General features: G+C 66.9%; 13 protein-coding genes. 8 read left to right on the top strand and 5 right to left on the bottom strand.

The genetic code is table 11. The features are described from left to right. Positions 1-64: 64 nt before the first annotated feature. Positions 65-1,096 (top strand): 6-phosphofructokinase, encoded by a 1,032-nt coding sequence (locus L5G33_RS13860; protein WP_236998783.1) that lies wholly within the window; start codon positions 65-67, stop codon positions 1,094-1,096. Positions 1,097-1,122: 26 nt separating this feature from the next. Here the strand turns inward: L5G33_RS13860 and L5G33_RS13855 are convergent, their stop codons facing one another. Then, positions 1,123-1,347, bottom strand: a complete 225-nt coding sequence (locus L5G33_RS13855; RefSeq protein WP_236998782.1) for a PspC domain-containing protein — start codon at positions 1,345-1,347, stop codon at positions 1,123-1,125. Between the two features lie 138 nt (positions 1,348-1,485). Here L5G33_RS13855 and gatB point away from each other — a divergent pair, with 138 nt between their 5' ends. After that, complete coding sequence (gene gatB, locus L5G33_RS13850; protein WP_236998781.1) at positions 1,486-2,997, top strand: Asp-tRNA(Asn)/Glu-tRNA(Gln) amidotransferase subunit GatB; 1,512 nt, start codon at positions 1,486-1,488, stop codon at positions 2,995-2,997. A gap of 81 nt (positions 2,998-3,078) precedes the next feature. Here the strand turns inward: gatB and L5G33_RS13845 are convergent, their stop codons facing one another. Further along, a complete protein-coding gene (locus L5G33_RS13845; protein ID WP_236998780.1) occupies positions 3,079-4,212 on the bottom strand; it encodes a PQQ-dependent sugar dehydrogenase in 1,134 nt (377 codons plus the stop codon). A gap of 81 nt (positions 4,213-4,293) precedes the next feature. Here L5G33_RS13845 and L5G33_RS19445 point away from each other — a divergent pair, with 81 nt between their 5' ends. After that, complete coding sequence (locus L5G33_RS19445) at positions 4,294-5,463, top strand: DoxX family protein (protein ID WP_236998779.1); 1,170 nt, start codon at positions 4,294-4,296, stop codon at positions 5,461-5,463. Here L5G33_RS19445 and ilvD read toward each other — a convergent pair. The 3 genes from ilvD to L5G33_RS13825 all read right to left on the bottom strand — a co-directional run bounded on the left by ilvD (position 5,460) and on the right by L5G33_RS13825 (position 9,224). Then, a complete protein-coding gene (gene ilvD / locus L5G33_RS13835) occupies positions 5,460-7,304 on the bottom strand; it encodes a dihydroxy-acid dehydratase (RefSeq protein WP_236998778.1) in 1,845 nt (614 codons plus the stop codon). The two genes, L5G33_RS19445 and ilvD, sit on opposite strands and share 4 nt — an antisense overlap. Before the next feature lie 130 nt (positions 7,305-7,434). After that, positions 7,435-8,769 (bottom strand): magnesium transporter, encoded by a 1,335-nt coding sequence (mgtE, locus tag L5G33_RS13830; protein WP_236998777.1) that lies wholly within the window; start codon positions 8,767-8,769, stop codon positions 7,435-7,437. Positions 8,770-8,801: 32 nt separating this feature from the next. Next, a complete protein-coding gene (locus tag L5G33_RS13825) occupies positions 8,802-9,224 on the bottom strand; it encodes a PH domain-containing protein (RefSeq protein WP_236998776.1) in 423 nt (140 codons plus the stop codon). A 347-nt stretch (positions 9,225-9,571) separates the two neighbouring features. Here L5G33_RS13825 and L5G33_RS13820 point away from each other — a divergent pair, with 347 nt between their 5' ends. The 5 genes from L5G33_RS13820 to L5G33_RS13800 all read left to right on the top strand — a co-directional run bounded on the left by L5G33_RS13820 (position 9,572) and on the right by L5G33_RS13800 (position 14,188). Beyond that, on the top strand, positions 9,572-11,476 hold the full coding sequence (locus L5G33_RS13820; RefSeq protein WP_236998802.1) for an acetolactate synthase large subunit: 1,905 nt from the start codon (positions 9,572-9,574) through the stop codon (positions 11,474-11,476). Continuing rightward, complete coding sequence (gene ilvN, locus L5G33_RS13815) at positions 11,473-11,976, top strand: acetolactate synthase small subunit (RefSeq protein WP_236998775.1); 504 nt, start codon at positions 11,473-11,475, stop codon at positions 11,974-11,976. The genes L5G33_RS13820 and ilvN overlap by 4 nt, the downstream gene beginning before the upstream one ends. A 100-nt stretch (positions 11,977-12,076) precedes the next feature. After that, positions 12,077-13,090: a ketol-acid reductoisomerase gene (gene ilvC / locus L5G33_RS13810; protein WP_236998774.1), complete on the top strand. Its 1,014-nt coding sequence runs from the start codon at positions 12,077-12,079 to the stop codon at positions 13,088-13,090. 162 nt (positions 13,091-13,252) lie between these two features. After that, the gene (locus tag L5G33_RS13805; RefSeq protein ID WP_236998773.1) at positions 13,253-13,702 is read left to right on the top strand and encodes an SRPBCC family protein; all 450 of its coding nucleotides are present in this window, start codon (positions 13,253-13,255) and stop codon (positions 13,700-13,702) included. Positions 13,703-13,741: 39 nt separating this feature from the next. Next, on the top strand, positions 13,742-14,188 hold the full coding sequence (locus L5G33_RS13800; RefSeq protein ID WP_236998772.1) for an SRPBCC family protein: 447 nt from the start codon (positions 13,742-13,744) through the stop codon (positions 14,186-14,188). Positions 14,189-14,297 lie beyond the last annotated feature (109 nt).

Here is a 14,297-nt window from a genome sequence, read left to right as displayed (position 1 = left end):
CCGCGCTGCCGGGACGGTGTACTCGTGTTGTCATAGAGTCCGACGGACAGCGAGGGAGACGACTATGGCGAGATTCGGGATTCTGACGTCCGGCGGGGACTGCCCCGGCCTCAACGCGGTGATCCGCGGAACAGTCCTGCAGGGCGAGATGGTGCACGGTCAGGAGTTCGTCGGCTACCGGGGCGGTTTCCGTGGGCTGGTCTACGGCGACGTGATGCCTCTCGAACGCAGTGTCGTCCGCGGCATCTCACAGCAGGGCGGGACGATCCTGGGGACCAGCCGATTCGGTCCGTACACCGAACCGGACGGGACGCCGGACAACATCCTCGCGCACATGCGTCGCCTGGATGTCGACGCGGTGATCGCGATCGGCGGCGACGGCACGATGGCCGCGGCCAACCGGCTGCGCGAGGACGGGGTGCCGATCGTCGGCGTGCCCAAGACGATCGACAACGATCTCGTTGCCACCGATTACACATTCGGTTTCAACACAGCCGTCGAGATCGCGACCGAGGCGGTCGACCGACTCCGCACCACCGGCAACTCTCATCAACGTTGCATGGTGTTGGAGGTGATGGGACGCCACGCAGGCTGGATCGCGATGTACGCCGGGACGGCGGGCGGCGCCCACGCGATCTTGATCCCCGAACAGTCGGAGAGCCTCGACCAGGTCTGCGAGTGGGTGGAGAGCGTCCGCGACCGCGGCCGCTCGCCGATGGTCGTCGTCGCCGAGGGGTTCACGCTGCCCGAGATGGGCGAAGCCTACTCGGACCGGGGACTCGACGGTTTCAATCGGCCCCGGCTGGGTGGGATTGGCGAGATCCTGGCACCGCTCATCGAGGAGCGGACGGGGATCGAGACGCGCGCGACCGTCCTCGGTCACATTCAGCGCGGCGGCGTCCCGTCCGCATGGGACCGTGTGCTCGGCACCAGGTTCGGCCAGGCCGTCAGCGATCTCGTCGCCGACGAGGCGTGGGGCCAGATGGTCGCGCTGCGCGGCATGGACATTGTCCGGGTCCCGTTCGCCGACGCTGTCGGCCACACCAAGACAGTCCCGCTCGACCACTACCGAGGTGCTCGCGCGATCTTCGGGTGATGTGGTCGTCCCACGGGTCGAGAACGTCAGTCCTGCGGGATTACCAGCCACAGGATCAGGTAGAGGAGCACTTGCGGACCCGGCAGGAGGATCGACGCGACGAATGCGATCCGCACCCAGGTCGAGTCGACGCCGAAGTAGTCGGCGAGACCGCCTGCGACGCCCGCGATCTTCCGGTCGGTGCGCGATCGGTGCAGTCGGCGCGGCTGTGCGGGGACGGTGGGGTCGGAGGTGTACGGGGGCAAGCTCATGGCGGGTCTTCTCCTCGTTATTCGGGGCGGTCGTTCGGGGCGCTTCGTGCGCTCCGTATGCCGTCCACGTTACGAGCGGGACCGTGATCGGGGCATCGGTGCGATCCCCGATATCGACCCCCAGATACGATGGAGCGCATGAGTGCGGCTACCGACGATCTGATGGACTTCGACGACGTCATCGAGAATTTCGACCCGGTGATGGGCATGGAGGTCCACGTCGAACTCGGCACCGAGACCAAGATGTTCTGCGGGTGCCCGACGACGTTCGGCGGTGACCCGAACGCGCAGGTGTGTCCGTCGTGCCTGGCGCTGCCCGGCGCGCTGCCGGTCGCGAACGCCACGGCCATCGAGTCCGCGGTCAAGATCGGGCTGGCGTTGAACTGTTCGATCCGCGAGTCGAGCGTGTTCGCGCGGAAGAACTACTTCTACCCGGATCAGCCGAAGAACTACCAGATCAGCCAGTACGACGAGCCGATCGCGTACGACGGGCACCTCGACGTCGTCCTGAACGACGGCACCACCTGGCGGGTGGAGATCGAGCGCGCGCATATGGAGGAAGACACCGGTAAGTCGCTGCACATCGGCGGAAGCACGGGCCGCATCCATGGCGCCAGCCACTCGCTGCTCGACTACAACCGTGCGGGGGTTCCGCTCGTGGAGATCGTGACCCGCCCGATCGAGGGCGCAGGGGAGCGTGCTCCGGAAGTGGCGCGCGCCTACGTGACCGCGCTCCGCGACCTGCTCAAGTCACTCAACGTCTCGGACGTTCGGATGGACCAGGGGTCGATGCGGTGCGATGCGAACCTGTCGCTCATGCGCAAGGACGCGGCCGAGTTCGGCACGCGTACCGAGACGAAGAACGTGAACTCGCTGCGCAGCGTCGAGACGGCGGTCCGCTTCGAGATGCAGCGTCAGGGCGCCGTCCTGACGGCGGGCGGTGAAGTGATCCAGGAGACCCGCCACTTCCAGGAGGCGGACGGGACCACCTCCGCGGGCCGCCGCAAGGAGACGGCCGAAGACTACCGCTACTTCCCGGAGCCGGATCTGCCGCCGGTGGTCGCCGACCCGGCCTGGGTCGAGTCGATCCGTGCGACGCTTCCCGAACTCCCGTGGATCCGGCGCGCTCGCATCCAGGAGGACTGGGGCGTCTCCGACGAGGTGATGCGCGACCTGGTGAACGTCGGAGCCGTCGACCTGATCATCGAGACCGCGGAAGCTGGCGTGTCCGCGTCCGCCGCCCGCAGCTGGTGGGTGTCGTTCCTCGCGCAGCAGGCCAACAGTCGCGGCGTCGAGTTGGCGGAACTGTCGATCACGCCGACGCAGGTCGCCGAGGTCATCGGCCTCGTCGAAGAGGGCAAACTCACCAACAAGCTGGCTCAGCAGGTCGTCACCGCGGTGCTCGACGGGGAAGGCGAGCCCGCGCAGATCGTCGCCGACCGCGGTCTGGAAGTGGTGCGCGACGACTCCGCACTGCAGAAGGCAGTCGACGACGCGCTCGCCGCTAACCCGGACATCGCGGACAAGATCCGTGGCGGCAAAGTGCAGGCCGCAGGCAAGATCGTCGGCGACGTCATGAAGGCGACCCGCGGCCAGGCCGACCCGGCCCGTGTCAAGGAACTCGTCCTCGCCGCCTGCGGCGCCCAGTAACTTCGCGTCAGACCACACCCCTGCGACGCAAGCTCCGAGCCACCGGCGGGGACGACCGGGCACGACGGAAGAGCGGTCCGCCTATGTGCGGTCCTCGGCTCCGCCGCCCTTCGGGGTATAGATGGCAACCCGGTCGTCGTACGACTTCGTCGACATGCCGGGCACCGTCTTGTTGATCGTAGCCAGCTGAATCGAGCCGCCGAGGGTCGTCAAACGACCGATCGCACCGTAGGCCTTCGCCAGATCCTCTTCGGAGGGTTCGCCGAGGACGGGGTTCGCACCATCCGGTTTGGTGAACACGTCGATGCGCTTCTTGGCGCCGACGGCCACCGAGATCGTGTCAGTACCGGTGGCGCAGCCGGTCAGGCCGGGCCGGTCGGCCCACGTCCACAAGGTCTTCAACGAGTTCTGGGCGACGATCGACAGCCGGTCGCCGGACTGCCCGCTGTCGGCCACGTACAGTTGGCCGCCCTCCGGATCGGGGCACAGCGCGACATTGGAGCCCAGGCCGCTCGCGACGATCTTCGGCCGCGGGGCCGGCTGGTTCGGGTTGATCTCGAATACCTTGCCCGCCAACGACGAACGGTCCTGCGTCGCACCGGGGTCCCCGGCGTCGCCGGTGGCGACCGTCAACGTGTTCGGCCCGGTGAACGTGATCGACCCCATGTTGCCGGTCGCGCCCTTGGGGATGCCCGTCAACACGGGCTTGACCGAGCCGGTCGGTGCGATGCGGACGACACGGTTATCGGACGGCGTGGTGATGAGCGCGAAGATCATCTGGTCTTCCGTCCACGTCGGCGACAACTCGAAGTCGACGAGCCCGCCGTCGCCGGAACCGTCGACGTCGACCGTCGCCACCGCCCGCTGCGGACCGTACCGCTTGGAGACGATGATCTTGCCGGTGGTGCGTTCGGCGACGTACGTGGTCTTTCCCTCGGCGTCTGCGGGTCGTACACCGGACGTCTGGTTCAGACATGTCGCGACGACCGACGGATTCGGGTCGACGCACGGGCCGGTCGGCGGGTCGACGGGCTCCTCCGGCTGAGGGCTCGGCGGCGCCACCTGTTGCGCGTCGTCCGGCACCTCGCTGAACGTGCCTTGGGTGGCAGTCTTCTGCTGGTCATCGAAGCTCGCGCACCCGCCGGATGCGACAACGGTGGCGAGGAGGACGGCCGCCGTGACGGCTCGCCGCGAGAGACTGGATGGCAGCGGCATCACTCCAGACTATGCGATCGTTACCAAATCGTCGGGTGGCGCTGCGCCTAGTGCCGGTGCCGGGAGCATAACCTCGGTGATGTGAGTAGTTCCAATGACAACGATCGCGACCCGGACGGCGGCGTGCCGCGGCAACGGCCGCGTCGCCCCCGGCCCGACCGTGACGACTTCATCGAACAACACGGGGTCGAGCGTCGGCGACGCCCAGCGCCCGACCCACAGCCCGCGGAGGACGCGGCTGAGGTCACCGACGCCATCGACGCGGGGGAGCCGACGTCGCTCATCGAGCACGCGTCGTCGCCCGCCGACGACAACGACACCGCCGTCATCGAGCGCGTGGACGACGACGAGGTCGAGCGGTTCGAGGAAGTGAGGGAGGTTGAGGACGTGAGGGAGGTCGAGGAGTCGGAGACGACACGCCTGCCGCGCAGCGCCATCCCGGTCCGGTCGTCCGACGAGCCGGTGACCACCGAACCGTTCGAGGACTTCGACGACGAAGTCGACCGCCCGCGCGGCGAGCGGCGCACCGCCGAACATCTCACGCAGGATCCGCTCCCGTACATCGAGCCGCAGCCGACCCTGCCGATCGAGGATCCCGCACCCGAGACCGAATCCTTCAGCGGCGCGTCCTTAAGCGGCGAACGCTTCAGCGACGACCCCGTCGACGGACCGGTCGCCGAGCCCGTCGCGCCCGCCCGCCGCGGCACGGTCGATCTCGGTCTGCTGATCTTGCGTCTCGCGCTCGGCGGGGTGTTCCTCGTCCACGGTCTGCAGAAGTTGACCGGCTGGATGAACGGTCCAGGCCCCGACGGGTTCGCTGACTATCTCGCCCACTCGTCCGACCCGAGCCTCGGCTTCGACGAGAAGGTCACCAAAGCGTTATCGCTGGTGGCGGGCGTCAGCGAGACCGCGGGCGGCGTACTGCTGATCCTCGGTCTCCTCACGCCGATCGCGGGCGCCGCCGTCCTGTCGAGCATCCTCGTCGCGATGACGTACAAGGCGACTCTCGCCGGCGGGGTGTGGTTCTTCGCGTCCGACGGCGACCACAACGGCATCGAGTTCGAGGTGATGCTGGCGGCCGCGGCCGCCGCGGTCATCCTGACCGGGCCGGGCCTCTACTCGATGGACCGCAGGTGGGGGTGGGCGCGGCGCCCCGCGTGGGGGTCGGCCGTCTGGCTGATCATTGGCATCGGCGTGGCCGTCGCTGTCTGGATCGTGTTCAACGGCGCGAACCCGCTCGTCACGAGCTAGTCGACGACGCGGACGGCGCCCTTGTCAGCGGACGACGCGAGTTTCGCGTAGGCGCGCAGCGCCTTGCTGACGGTGCGCTCGCGGTCGCGCGGGGCCCACGGATGTTCGGAGGCCTCCATCTTGGCGCGACGGTCGGCGAGCGTCTCGTCGTCGACGAGCATCGTGAGAGTGCGCGTCTTGACGTCGATGAGGATCTCGTCGCCGTTTTCGACCAGCCCGATGTCACCGCCTGCGGCGGCTTCGGGAGAGGCGTGACCGATGACGAGGCCCGACGATCCGCCGGAGAATCGTCCGTCAGTGACGAGCCCGCACTTCTTACCCATGCCGGTGCCCTTCATGAAGGCCGTCGGGTGCAGCATCTCCTGCATGCCCGGCCCGCCCGCGGGCCCCTCATAGCGGATGACGAGGACTTCACCGGCCTGGAGTTCCTTCGACAGGATGGCGTGGACGGCGTCCTCCTGGCTCTCGACGACACGCGCCGGGCCCTGGAAGTGCCACAGCGACTCGTCGACGCCCGCCGTCTTCAGGACGGCGCCGTTCTCCGCCAGGTTCCCGCGCAGCACGCACAGGCCGCCCTCGGCGGTGTAGGCGTGCGCCACATCGCGGATGCAGCCGTCCGCGGCGTCGGTGTCGAGCGAGTCCCACCGGTTCGACGTGGAGAACGGCTCGGTGGTGCGGACACCGCCGGGCGCGGCGTGGAACAGTTCGATCGCCTGGGCCGTCGTCGTGCCGCTCCGGATGTCCCAGTCGGCGAGGAACGCGTCCAGCGACGCGGAATGCACCGGACGGACGTTCGTGTTGAGCAGGCCGCCGCGGTTCAGTTCGCCGAGGATCGCGGGGATGCCGCCGGCGCGGTGCACGTGCTCCATGTAGTAGTTCGGTGAATTCGGTGCGACCTTCGCCAGACACGGCACATTGCGCGAGACACGGTCGATGTCGGCGAGATCGAAGTCGATCTCGCCTTCCTGCGCGGCAGCCAGGATGTGCAGGACGGTGTTCGTGGATCCGCCCATGGCGACATCGAGGGCCATGGCGTTCTCGAACGCCTCGCGGGTGGCGACATTGCGCGGCAGCACCGACTCGTCGTCGTCGTGGTAGTACCGCTTGGCGATGTCGACGATCAACTCGCCAGCCCTGGTGAACAGGTCGCGGCGAGCCACCTGGGTGGCCAGGGTGGAGCCGTTGCCGGGCAAGGACAGACCGAGCGCCTCAGTGAGGCAGTTCATCGAGTTGGCGGTGAACATGCCCGAACATGAACCACAGGTGGGGCAGGCGGCCTGCTCGACTTTGAGGAGTTCCTCGTCGTTGACGTTGCTGTCAGCGGACGCGGAGATCGCGTCGATCAGGTCGGTCCCCGGGTGGACGACGCCGTTGATGACGACCGACGTGCCAGCTTCCATCGGCCCGCCGGAGACGAAGACGGTCGGGATGTTCAGACGCATGGCCGCGTTGAGCATGCCCGGCGTGATCTTGTCGCAGTTCGAGATGCAGACCAGCGCGTCGGCGGTGTGCGCGTTCACCATGTATTCGACCGAGTCGGCGATGATCTCGCGACTCGGCAACGAGTACAGCATGCCGCCGTGGCCCATCGCGATGCCGTCGTCGACGGCGATCGTGTTGAACTCCTTCGCCACACCGCCAGCAGCCTGCACGGCCTCGGCGACGATGTCACCGACGTCTTTGAGGTGCACGTGCCCCGGGACGAACTGGGTGTACGAGTTGGCGATGGCGACGATCGGCTTACCGAAGTCGTCGTCGGTCATTCCGGTGGCACGCCACAGGGCGCGTGCGCCGGATGCTTCGCGGCCGACCGTGGTGGTGCGAGACCGAAGGGCTGGCATGTTAGATCCTCGCTAAAGACGTCGATTGCTGACCCGGTCAGGGGCTGTGATCAGGTGTGCGGCAAGTTTACGCGCCCGTGGGCGACCGGAACTTCAAGGGTGTGGCAGCCGCGGCCCACGGTGGCCCCGGTCAGATGCCGAGGACGGTCTTCGCGATGGTGAAGTAGATGAGCAGGCCGGTCGCGTCACAGAACGTGGAGATGAACGGCGTGGAGAAAACGGCGGGATCGACCCGGACCATCTTCGCGACCAGCGGCATCATGCCGCCGACGGTCGCGGCGACGACGCAGATCGACACGATGGTCGCGCCGATGACCGTGCCGATGGCGGTGTCGTAGACGACAGATGCGACGGCGAACCCCACCACGCCGAGAGCTGCGCCCATCATCACGCCGACACGTGCCTCCTTGCCTGCGACCCGCAACACATCACGCGCGCGGACCTCGTCCATCGCGAGCGCACGGGTCACCGTCGTCGCAGCCTGCGATCCGGTGTTGCCGCCGATACCCGTCAGGAGCGGGATGAACAGGGCCAGCGCCACCTTCTGCTCCAACGTCCCCTCGAACACCTCGAGGACGTTGACGGTCAGAATCGCGGAGATGGCGAGGACGAACAGCCACACCACGCGGGCCCGCGTGATCGTGAACACCGACGATTGCAGGTACGGCGTCTTCAACATCTCGTGCGCGCCTGCGCGGGCGGCGTCCTCGTCACGGGCGGCGGCGACCACGTCGGCCGCGTCGTCGAGGGTCAGCATGCCGATCAGACGATCTTCGTTGTCGACGACGGGCATCGCGGGCAGGCTGAGGTCGACGCATCGGTGCGCCGCGAGCTCCGCGGACGTCGTCGCATGGGTGTAGACGGGGGTGCGGCGGTACTCCTCGACGGATGCCTCGGGGTCGCCGAGCAGCAGATCGCGCAGGCTCACCACGCCGTGCAGGCGGCGTTCGTGGTCGACGACGGGGATCGTGTAGATCGTCTCCGCGTCGTGGCCTCGTTCGATGACACGGGCCATGCCCTGCGCGACCGTGTCGTCGCGGTACACGTGAACGAACTCGGGACTCATCCGCCTGCCCACCGAGTTCTTGCCGAAGCCGAGGACGACCGACGTGGCCTCGCGCTCGACGTCCGACAGTGTGCGGATCAGGCGCTTGGCGACAGTGGCGGGGAGTTCGTCGAGGAGTTCGGCGCGGTCGTCGGGATCGAGGTTGTCGAATGCGTCGACCACCTCGGAGGTACCGAGCGACTCGATGAGCCGCGCCTGCGTGTTCGACGACATGTCGTCGAACACGTGGACCGCATCGTCTTTCGGCAGCAGTCGGAACGCGATGGTGCCGCGTCGAGTGTCGAGACCGTCGAGGACGGACGCGGCTTCCTGCGGCGCCATAGCGGCCAGCTGGCGGGCGGCGTCGGTGAGTCGTGCCGCGTCGATGAGTTCCGCGATGTCGCGCGTGGTCACTGGCATGTGCAGATTCCGTCAGGGCTTAATCGGGGACGTCAGGGCTTATCGGGGGCGGAGCGGCGGGCTTCGCGCTCGGCGGCGAACGGGTCGGGGACACGTCCACCGCTCGCGAGCGAGAGCTGCGGAACGTCGTCGAAGCCGACTGCGGGCAAACGGATGTCGTCGCCGTCGACAGTCACCGCGCGCACCGAACTCCACTTCGGGAAGCGCAGACCCGCGACGTCGTCCCACGACACCGACTGTTCGCTGAACGTGCCGACGGCGACGATGCCGTCGGCGTCCACATGCGTGTGCAGACGGTTGATCCACCACACGAGCGCGACCGGTACGACGGCCAGGAAACCGAACCAGAGCGAGCCGCCCATCATGATCACCACTAGGAGGACGGAGACGAGTACGCCAGCGTAGGCGAGTCGAGAGATCTTGAAGTCGAATACCGAGTCGGTCACGGCCACCATTGTTCCATGCGTGGCGTTCGGCGTCGCCCGCGGTTGATTTGACTCTCTCGGATCAGGGGCCTACCTTGTTCCTCGTGATGGATCAGAAGCTTCTCGTAGTAATCGGTCGGCGCGTCAACGCCTGATCGGTCACTTCGTAGACCCTTCCGAAACACCCACGACGCGCCCCTCGACCAGCACACGCTGTCGAGGGTTTTTTCTTGTCAGGACCCCGGCTGCCTCGGTGGCCGGACCGGCGGGGGACCGTCAGAAATTTTTTGCTGGCACTAGAGGATGAGGAACGTGCAGTGAGTACTCCAGCAGCACATGGACCCGGGGGTCGACCGCAGTCGCCGTCGACCGAGTCGATGCGGTCGGGCGACGCGGTAGTCGCACCCGAGCGGGTCACCGGCGCACAGTCGGTGGTCCGAACTCTCGAGGAGCTCGGCGTCGAAACAGTGTTCGGCATTCCCGGCGGCGCCGTCCTCCCGGTCTACGACCCCCTCCTGGACTCCGAGAAGGTCCGGCACGTCCTGGTCCGCCACGAGCAGGGAGCGGGCCACGCCGCCACCGGCTACGCGCAGGTCGCCGGTCGGGCAGGCGTCATGATGGCCACGTCCGGTCCGGGCGCGACGAACCTCGTCACTCCGCTCGCCGACGCCCAGATGGACTCGGTCCCCGTCGTCGCGATCACGGGCCAGGTCGGCCGCGCGCTCATCGGCACCGACGGCTTCCAGGAAGCCGACATCTCCGGGATCACCATGCCGGTCACCAAGCACAACTTTCTGGTGAGCTCGGCCGCAGACATCCCGCGCGTCATCGCCGAGGCCTTCTACATCGCCGAGAGCGGCCGCCCCGGCGCCGTCCTCGTCGACATCCCGAAGGACATCCTGCAGGCGCAGACGACGTTCTCGTGGCCGCCGCAGTTCGACCTGCCCGGCTACCGTCCTGTCACCCGCCCGCACGGTAAGCAGATCCGCGAAGCGGCCCGCCTCATCCAGCAGGCCAAGCAGCCCGTGCTGTACGTCGGCGGTGGCGTCATCAAGGCCGAGGCCTCGCCGGAACTGCTCGAACTCGCTGAGTTGACCGGGATCCCCGTCGTCACCACTCTGATGGCGCGCGGCGCATTCCCCGACAGCCACGAACTGCACATGGGCATGCCTGGCATGCACGGCGCGGTCGGCGCCGTCGCGGCGCTGCAACGTGCCGACCTGCTGATCACGCTCGGCGCCCGCTTCGACGACCGGGTGACCGGCCGTCTCGACTCGTTCGCCCCCGACGCCAAGGTGATCCACGCCGACATCGATCCGGCGGAGATCGGCAAGAACCGCGACGTCGACGTTCCGATCGTCGGCGACGTCCAGGCCGTGCTCGTCGACCTGCTGGAGGCGCTGCGCGCCGAGCTCGCGACGGGTGGCACCAAGCCGAACCTGACCGCGTGGATGGCCTACCTGGACGATCTCCGTGCGACGTACCCGCTCAGCTACGACGGCCAGTCCGACGGTTCGCTCTCACCGGAGTTCGTCATCGAGGAGCTCGGCAAGGCCGCAGGTCCGGACGCCGTCTACGTCGCGGGCGTCGGCCAACACCAGATGTGGGCCGCCCAGTTTGTCAAATACGAGAAGCCCCGCTCCTGGCTCAACTCGGGTGGTCTGGGCACCATGGGCTACTCCGTCCCGGCCGCGATGGGCGCAAAGGCCGCCGCTCCGGACAAGGAGGTCTGGGCGATCGACGGCGACGGCTGCTTCCAGATGACCAACCAGGAGTTGGCGACGTGTGCGATCGAGGGCATCCCGATCAAGGTCGCACTCATCAACAACGGCAACCTCGGGATGGTCCGCCAGTGGCAGACCCTGTTCTACGAGGAGCGCTATTCGAGCACCGATCTGTCGACGCACAGCCGAATGATCCCGGACTTCGTCAAGCTCGGCGAGGCGCTCGGTTGCGTCGCGATCCGTGTCGACAAGGAAGAGGACGTTGCGCCGGCGATCGCCAAGGCGCGCGAGATCAACGACCGCCCGGTCCTCATCGACTTCATCGTCGGCAAGGACGCCCAGGTGTGGCCGATGGTCGCAGCGGGCACCGGCAACGACGAGATCATGGCCGCCCGGGACATCCGTCCGCTGTTCGACGACGACGAAGCGGCATCCGATCCGGTCGACATCCACGAGGCGATGGATAGAGAACAAGCGGGGGATAGAGAACAAGCGGGGGATAGAGAACAAGCAGCGGATAGAGAACAAGCAAGCACTGAAGGGAAGGATTCGCTGTGAGCACCACCCACACGCTGAGCGTTCTGGTCGAGGACCGGCCGGGTGTGCTCGCCCGCGTCTCCGGACTCTTCTCGCGCCGCGGATTCAACATCGCGTCGCTGGCCGTCGGCCCGACCGAACTCAAAGGGATCTCGCGCATGACCATCATGGTCACTGTCGACGACTTCCCCCTGGAACAGGTGACGAAGCAACTCAACAAGTTGATCAACGTCATCAAGATCGTCGAGCAGGAACCGACGAACTCGGTCTCCCGTGAGCTCATGATGGTCAAGGTTCGCAGCGATGCGACCAACCGCAGCGAGGTCATCGACGTGGTCAACCTCTTCCGCTCGAAGGTGATCGACGTGTCGCCCGAGTCGGTGACGATTGAGGCGACCGGCACGTCGGAGAAGCTCGAGGCCCTCCTTCGGATGCTGGACCCGTATGGCATCCGGGAGATCGCCCAATCCGGCGGAGTGACCCTCGGTCGTGGACCCAAGAGCATGTCGGCCAACCGCTAGCGGGACAATAGATAACCGACGCCCGACGGCGTGACGCGAGCGGCCGTCTGACCGGGCTGCGACAAGCACAACACTTAAACACCATTCGAAGGGAATTGCTGTGGCAATCGAACTTTTCTACGACGCTGACGCCGATCTGTCGATCATCCAGGGTCGCAAGGTCGCCGTCATCGGGTACGGCAGCCAGGGGCACGCCCACTCACTGTCGCTGCGCGACTCGGGCGTCGACGTCGCGATCGGCCTGCGCGAAGGCTCGGCCTCGCGCGCCAAGGCCGAAGAGCAGGGACTCAAGGTCATGACCGCAGCCGAGGCGTCCGCCTGGGCCGACGTCATCATGGTCCTGGCTCCGGACACCAGCCAGGCCAAGATCTTCACCGAGGACATCGAGCCGAACCTCAAGGACGGCGACGCGCTGTTCTTCGGTCACGGTCTCAACATCCACTTCGACCTGATCAAGCCGCCGGCGAGCGTAACCGTCGCGATGGTCGCGCCGAAGGGGCCGGGCCACCTGGTTCGTCGCCAGTTCGTCGACGGCAAGGGCGTGCCCTGCCTGATCGCCGTCGAGCAGGACCCGAAGGGTGAGGGACAGGCTCTGGCCCTCAGCTACGCGAGCGCCATCGGCGGCGGTCGCGCGGGAATCATCAAGACCACGTTCAAGGAAGAGACCGAGACCGACCTTTTCGGTGAGCAGGCCGTGCTCTGCGGTGGCACCGAGGAACTGGTCAAGACCGGTTTCGAGGTCATGGTCGAGGCCGGTTACGCGCCGGAGATGGCCTACTTCGAGGTCCTGCACGAGCTGAAGCTCATCGTCGACCTCATGTACGAGGGCGGCATCGCCCGCATGAACTACTCGGTGTCCGACACCGCGGAGTTCGGCGGCTACCTCTCGGGTCCGCGCGTCATCGACGCCGACACCAAGGAGCGTATGAAGGCCATCCTGACCGACATCCAGTCCGGCGAGTTCACCCGCCGCCTGGTCGCGAACGTCGAGAACGGCAACACCGAGCTCGAGGGCCTGCGCAAGCAGAACGCCGAGCACCCGATCGAGGTCACCGGCAAGAAGTTGCGTGACCTGATGAGCTGGGTCGATCGTCCGATCACCGAGACCGCATAAGGCCTCAACCCGGTACCGCCTCAGGCCCCGCCCCCGAACTACTCGGGGCGGGGCCTGACGCATGTGCGGGCCCGGCGCGCGCACCACGGGGCCATCGACAACCGTGACAGTGGCGCATGGCATGGTAGGCGTGGAACAGCTCACATCTGACAGGAGACCATGATGCCCGGAGTCCATCACACGGTTCGCACGCAGGTGCCACGCAGTGCGGTGTTCGCGTATGTCGACGACCCGAACACCGTCCCGCAGTGGATGTTCGGCGTCACCGCATTCGATCCGGTCGGGGACCGGAGTCGGGGGCTCGGCGCCGAGTACGACGCGGTGATGAAGGTAGGGCCGAAGTCGCTGTCCGCACGACTCGAAGTCGCGGTGTGGACCGAGAACGAGGAGCTGGTCCTGTCCTCGGTCGCGGGATTCGACGTGACGACGCGCTGGCGGTTCACCGACGGCGACGACGGATACACGGTCGTCGACGTCGACTTCGACTACAACCTGCCGGGCGGACTCGCCGGTCGAGCGTTGGGTGCGCTCATCGAACCCGTCGTCGGTCAGGCTGTTCGACAGACTGAGCAGGCGTTACGCGACGCGTTGGAGCAACCGATCCGCACGTAACCGACCCCGTCCGGCATTCCGACCACGAAAGAAGCATCGATGACCGAGATTCGACACCAGACCACGATGGAGGGATCGCGCGAAGCCGCGTTCGCCTTCGTCAACGACTACCGCAACGTGCCGAAGTACATGTTCGGGGTGAGTGAGTTCCGCCCGATCACCGAGCAGACCAGCGGCAAGGGCTCGCAGTTCGTGACCGTCCTCAAAGTCGGACCGAAGACACTCGAATCAACGGTCGAGTGCACCGAATGGATCGAGAACGAACTCATCACGATGACGTCGATCAAAGGGTTCGGGGCTGGCACGCAGTGGCGCTTCGCCGACGGCGACGAGCCGGGCACGGTACGCGCCGACATCGCGTTCGACTACACGCTGCCCGGCGGTGTGGCCGGGCGCGTCCTCGGCGGTCTCCTCGGCCAGTTCGTGACGCCCGCCGTCAAGCACACCGACTCTGTCATCCGTAAGCATCTCGCCGAACAGGGCTGACTCTCGACTCCTGTCAGGCGGCGGGAGAGCAGAAAGCGGCGGGCGCCCCCCAGGGGGGGGCGCCGCGTTTGTAGCGCGATAGAATAGCTCAACCCCACCCCGGCTGGGA

This window comes from Gordonia liuliyuniae, assembly GCF_021738805.1.
Classification (GTDB): Bacteria; Actinomycetota; Actinomycetes; order Mycobacteriales; family Mycobacteriaceae; genus Gordonia; species Gordonia liuliyuniae.
The sequence above is the reverse complement of the archived record's forward strand: the minus strand, read 5'-3'. Positions and strand labels throughout refer to the sequence as shown.

What these genes read in the sequence shown, in the direction of transcription:
- mgtE (WP_236998777.1), bottom strand. Translation starts at nt 8,769, where the DNA reads ATGCCAGTGACCACGCGCGACATCGCGGAACTCATCGACGCGGCACGA.
- L5G33_RS13800 (WP_236998772.1), top strand. Translation starts at nt 13,742, where the DNA reads ATGACCGAGATTCGACACCAGACCACGATGGAGGGATCGCGCGAAGCC.
- gatB (WP_236998781.1), top strand. Translation starts at nt 1,486, where the DNA reads ATGAGTGCGGCTACCGACGATCTGATGGACTTCGACGACGTCATCGAG.
- L5G33_RS13820 (WP_236998802.1), top strand. Translation starts at nt 9,572, where the DNA reads ATGCGGTCGGGCGACGCGGTAGTCGCACCCGAGCGGGTCACCGGCGCA.
- L5G33_RS13845 (WP_236998780.1), bottom strand. Translation starts at nt 4,212, where the DNA reads ATGCCGCTGCCATCCAGTCTCTCGCGGCGAGCCGTCACGGCGGCCGTC.
- ilvD (WP_236998778.1), bottom strand. Translation starts at nt 7,304, where the DNA reads ATGCCAGCCCTTCGGTCTCGCACCACCACGGTCGGCCGCGAAGCATCC.
- L5G33_RS13805 (WP_236998773.1), top strand. Translation starts at nt 13,253, where the DNA reads ATGCCCGGAGTCCATCACACGGTTCGCACGCAGGTGCCACGCAGTGCG.
- L5G33_RS13825 (WP_236998776.1), bottom strand. Translation starts at nt 9,224, where the DNA reads ATGGTGGCCGTGACCGACTCGGTATTCGACTTCAAGATCTCTCGACTC.
- L5G33_RS13855 (WP_236998782.1), bottom strand. Translation starts at nt 1,347, where the DNA reads ATGAGCTTGCCCCCGTACACCTCCGACCCCACCGTCCCCGCACAGCCG.
- L5G33_RS13860 (WP_236998783.1), top strand. Translation starts at nt 65, where the DNA reads ATGGCGAGATTCGGGATTCTGACGTCCGGCGGGGACTGCCCCGGCCTC.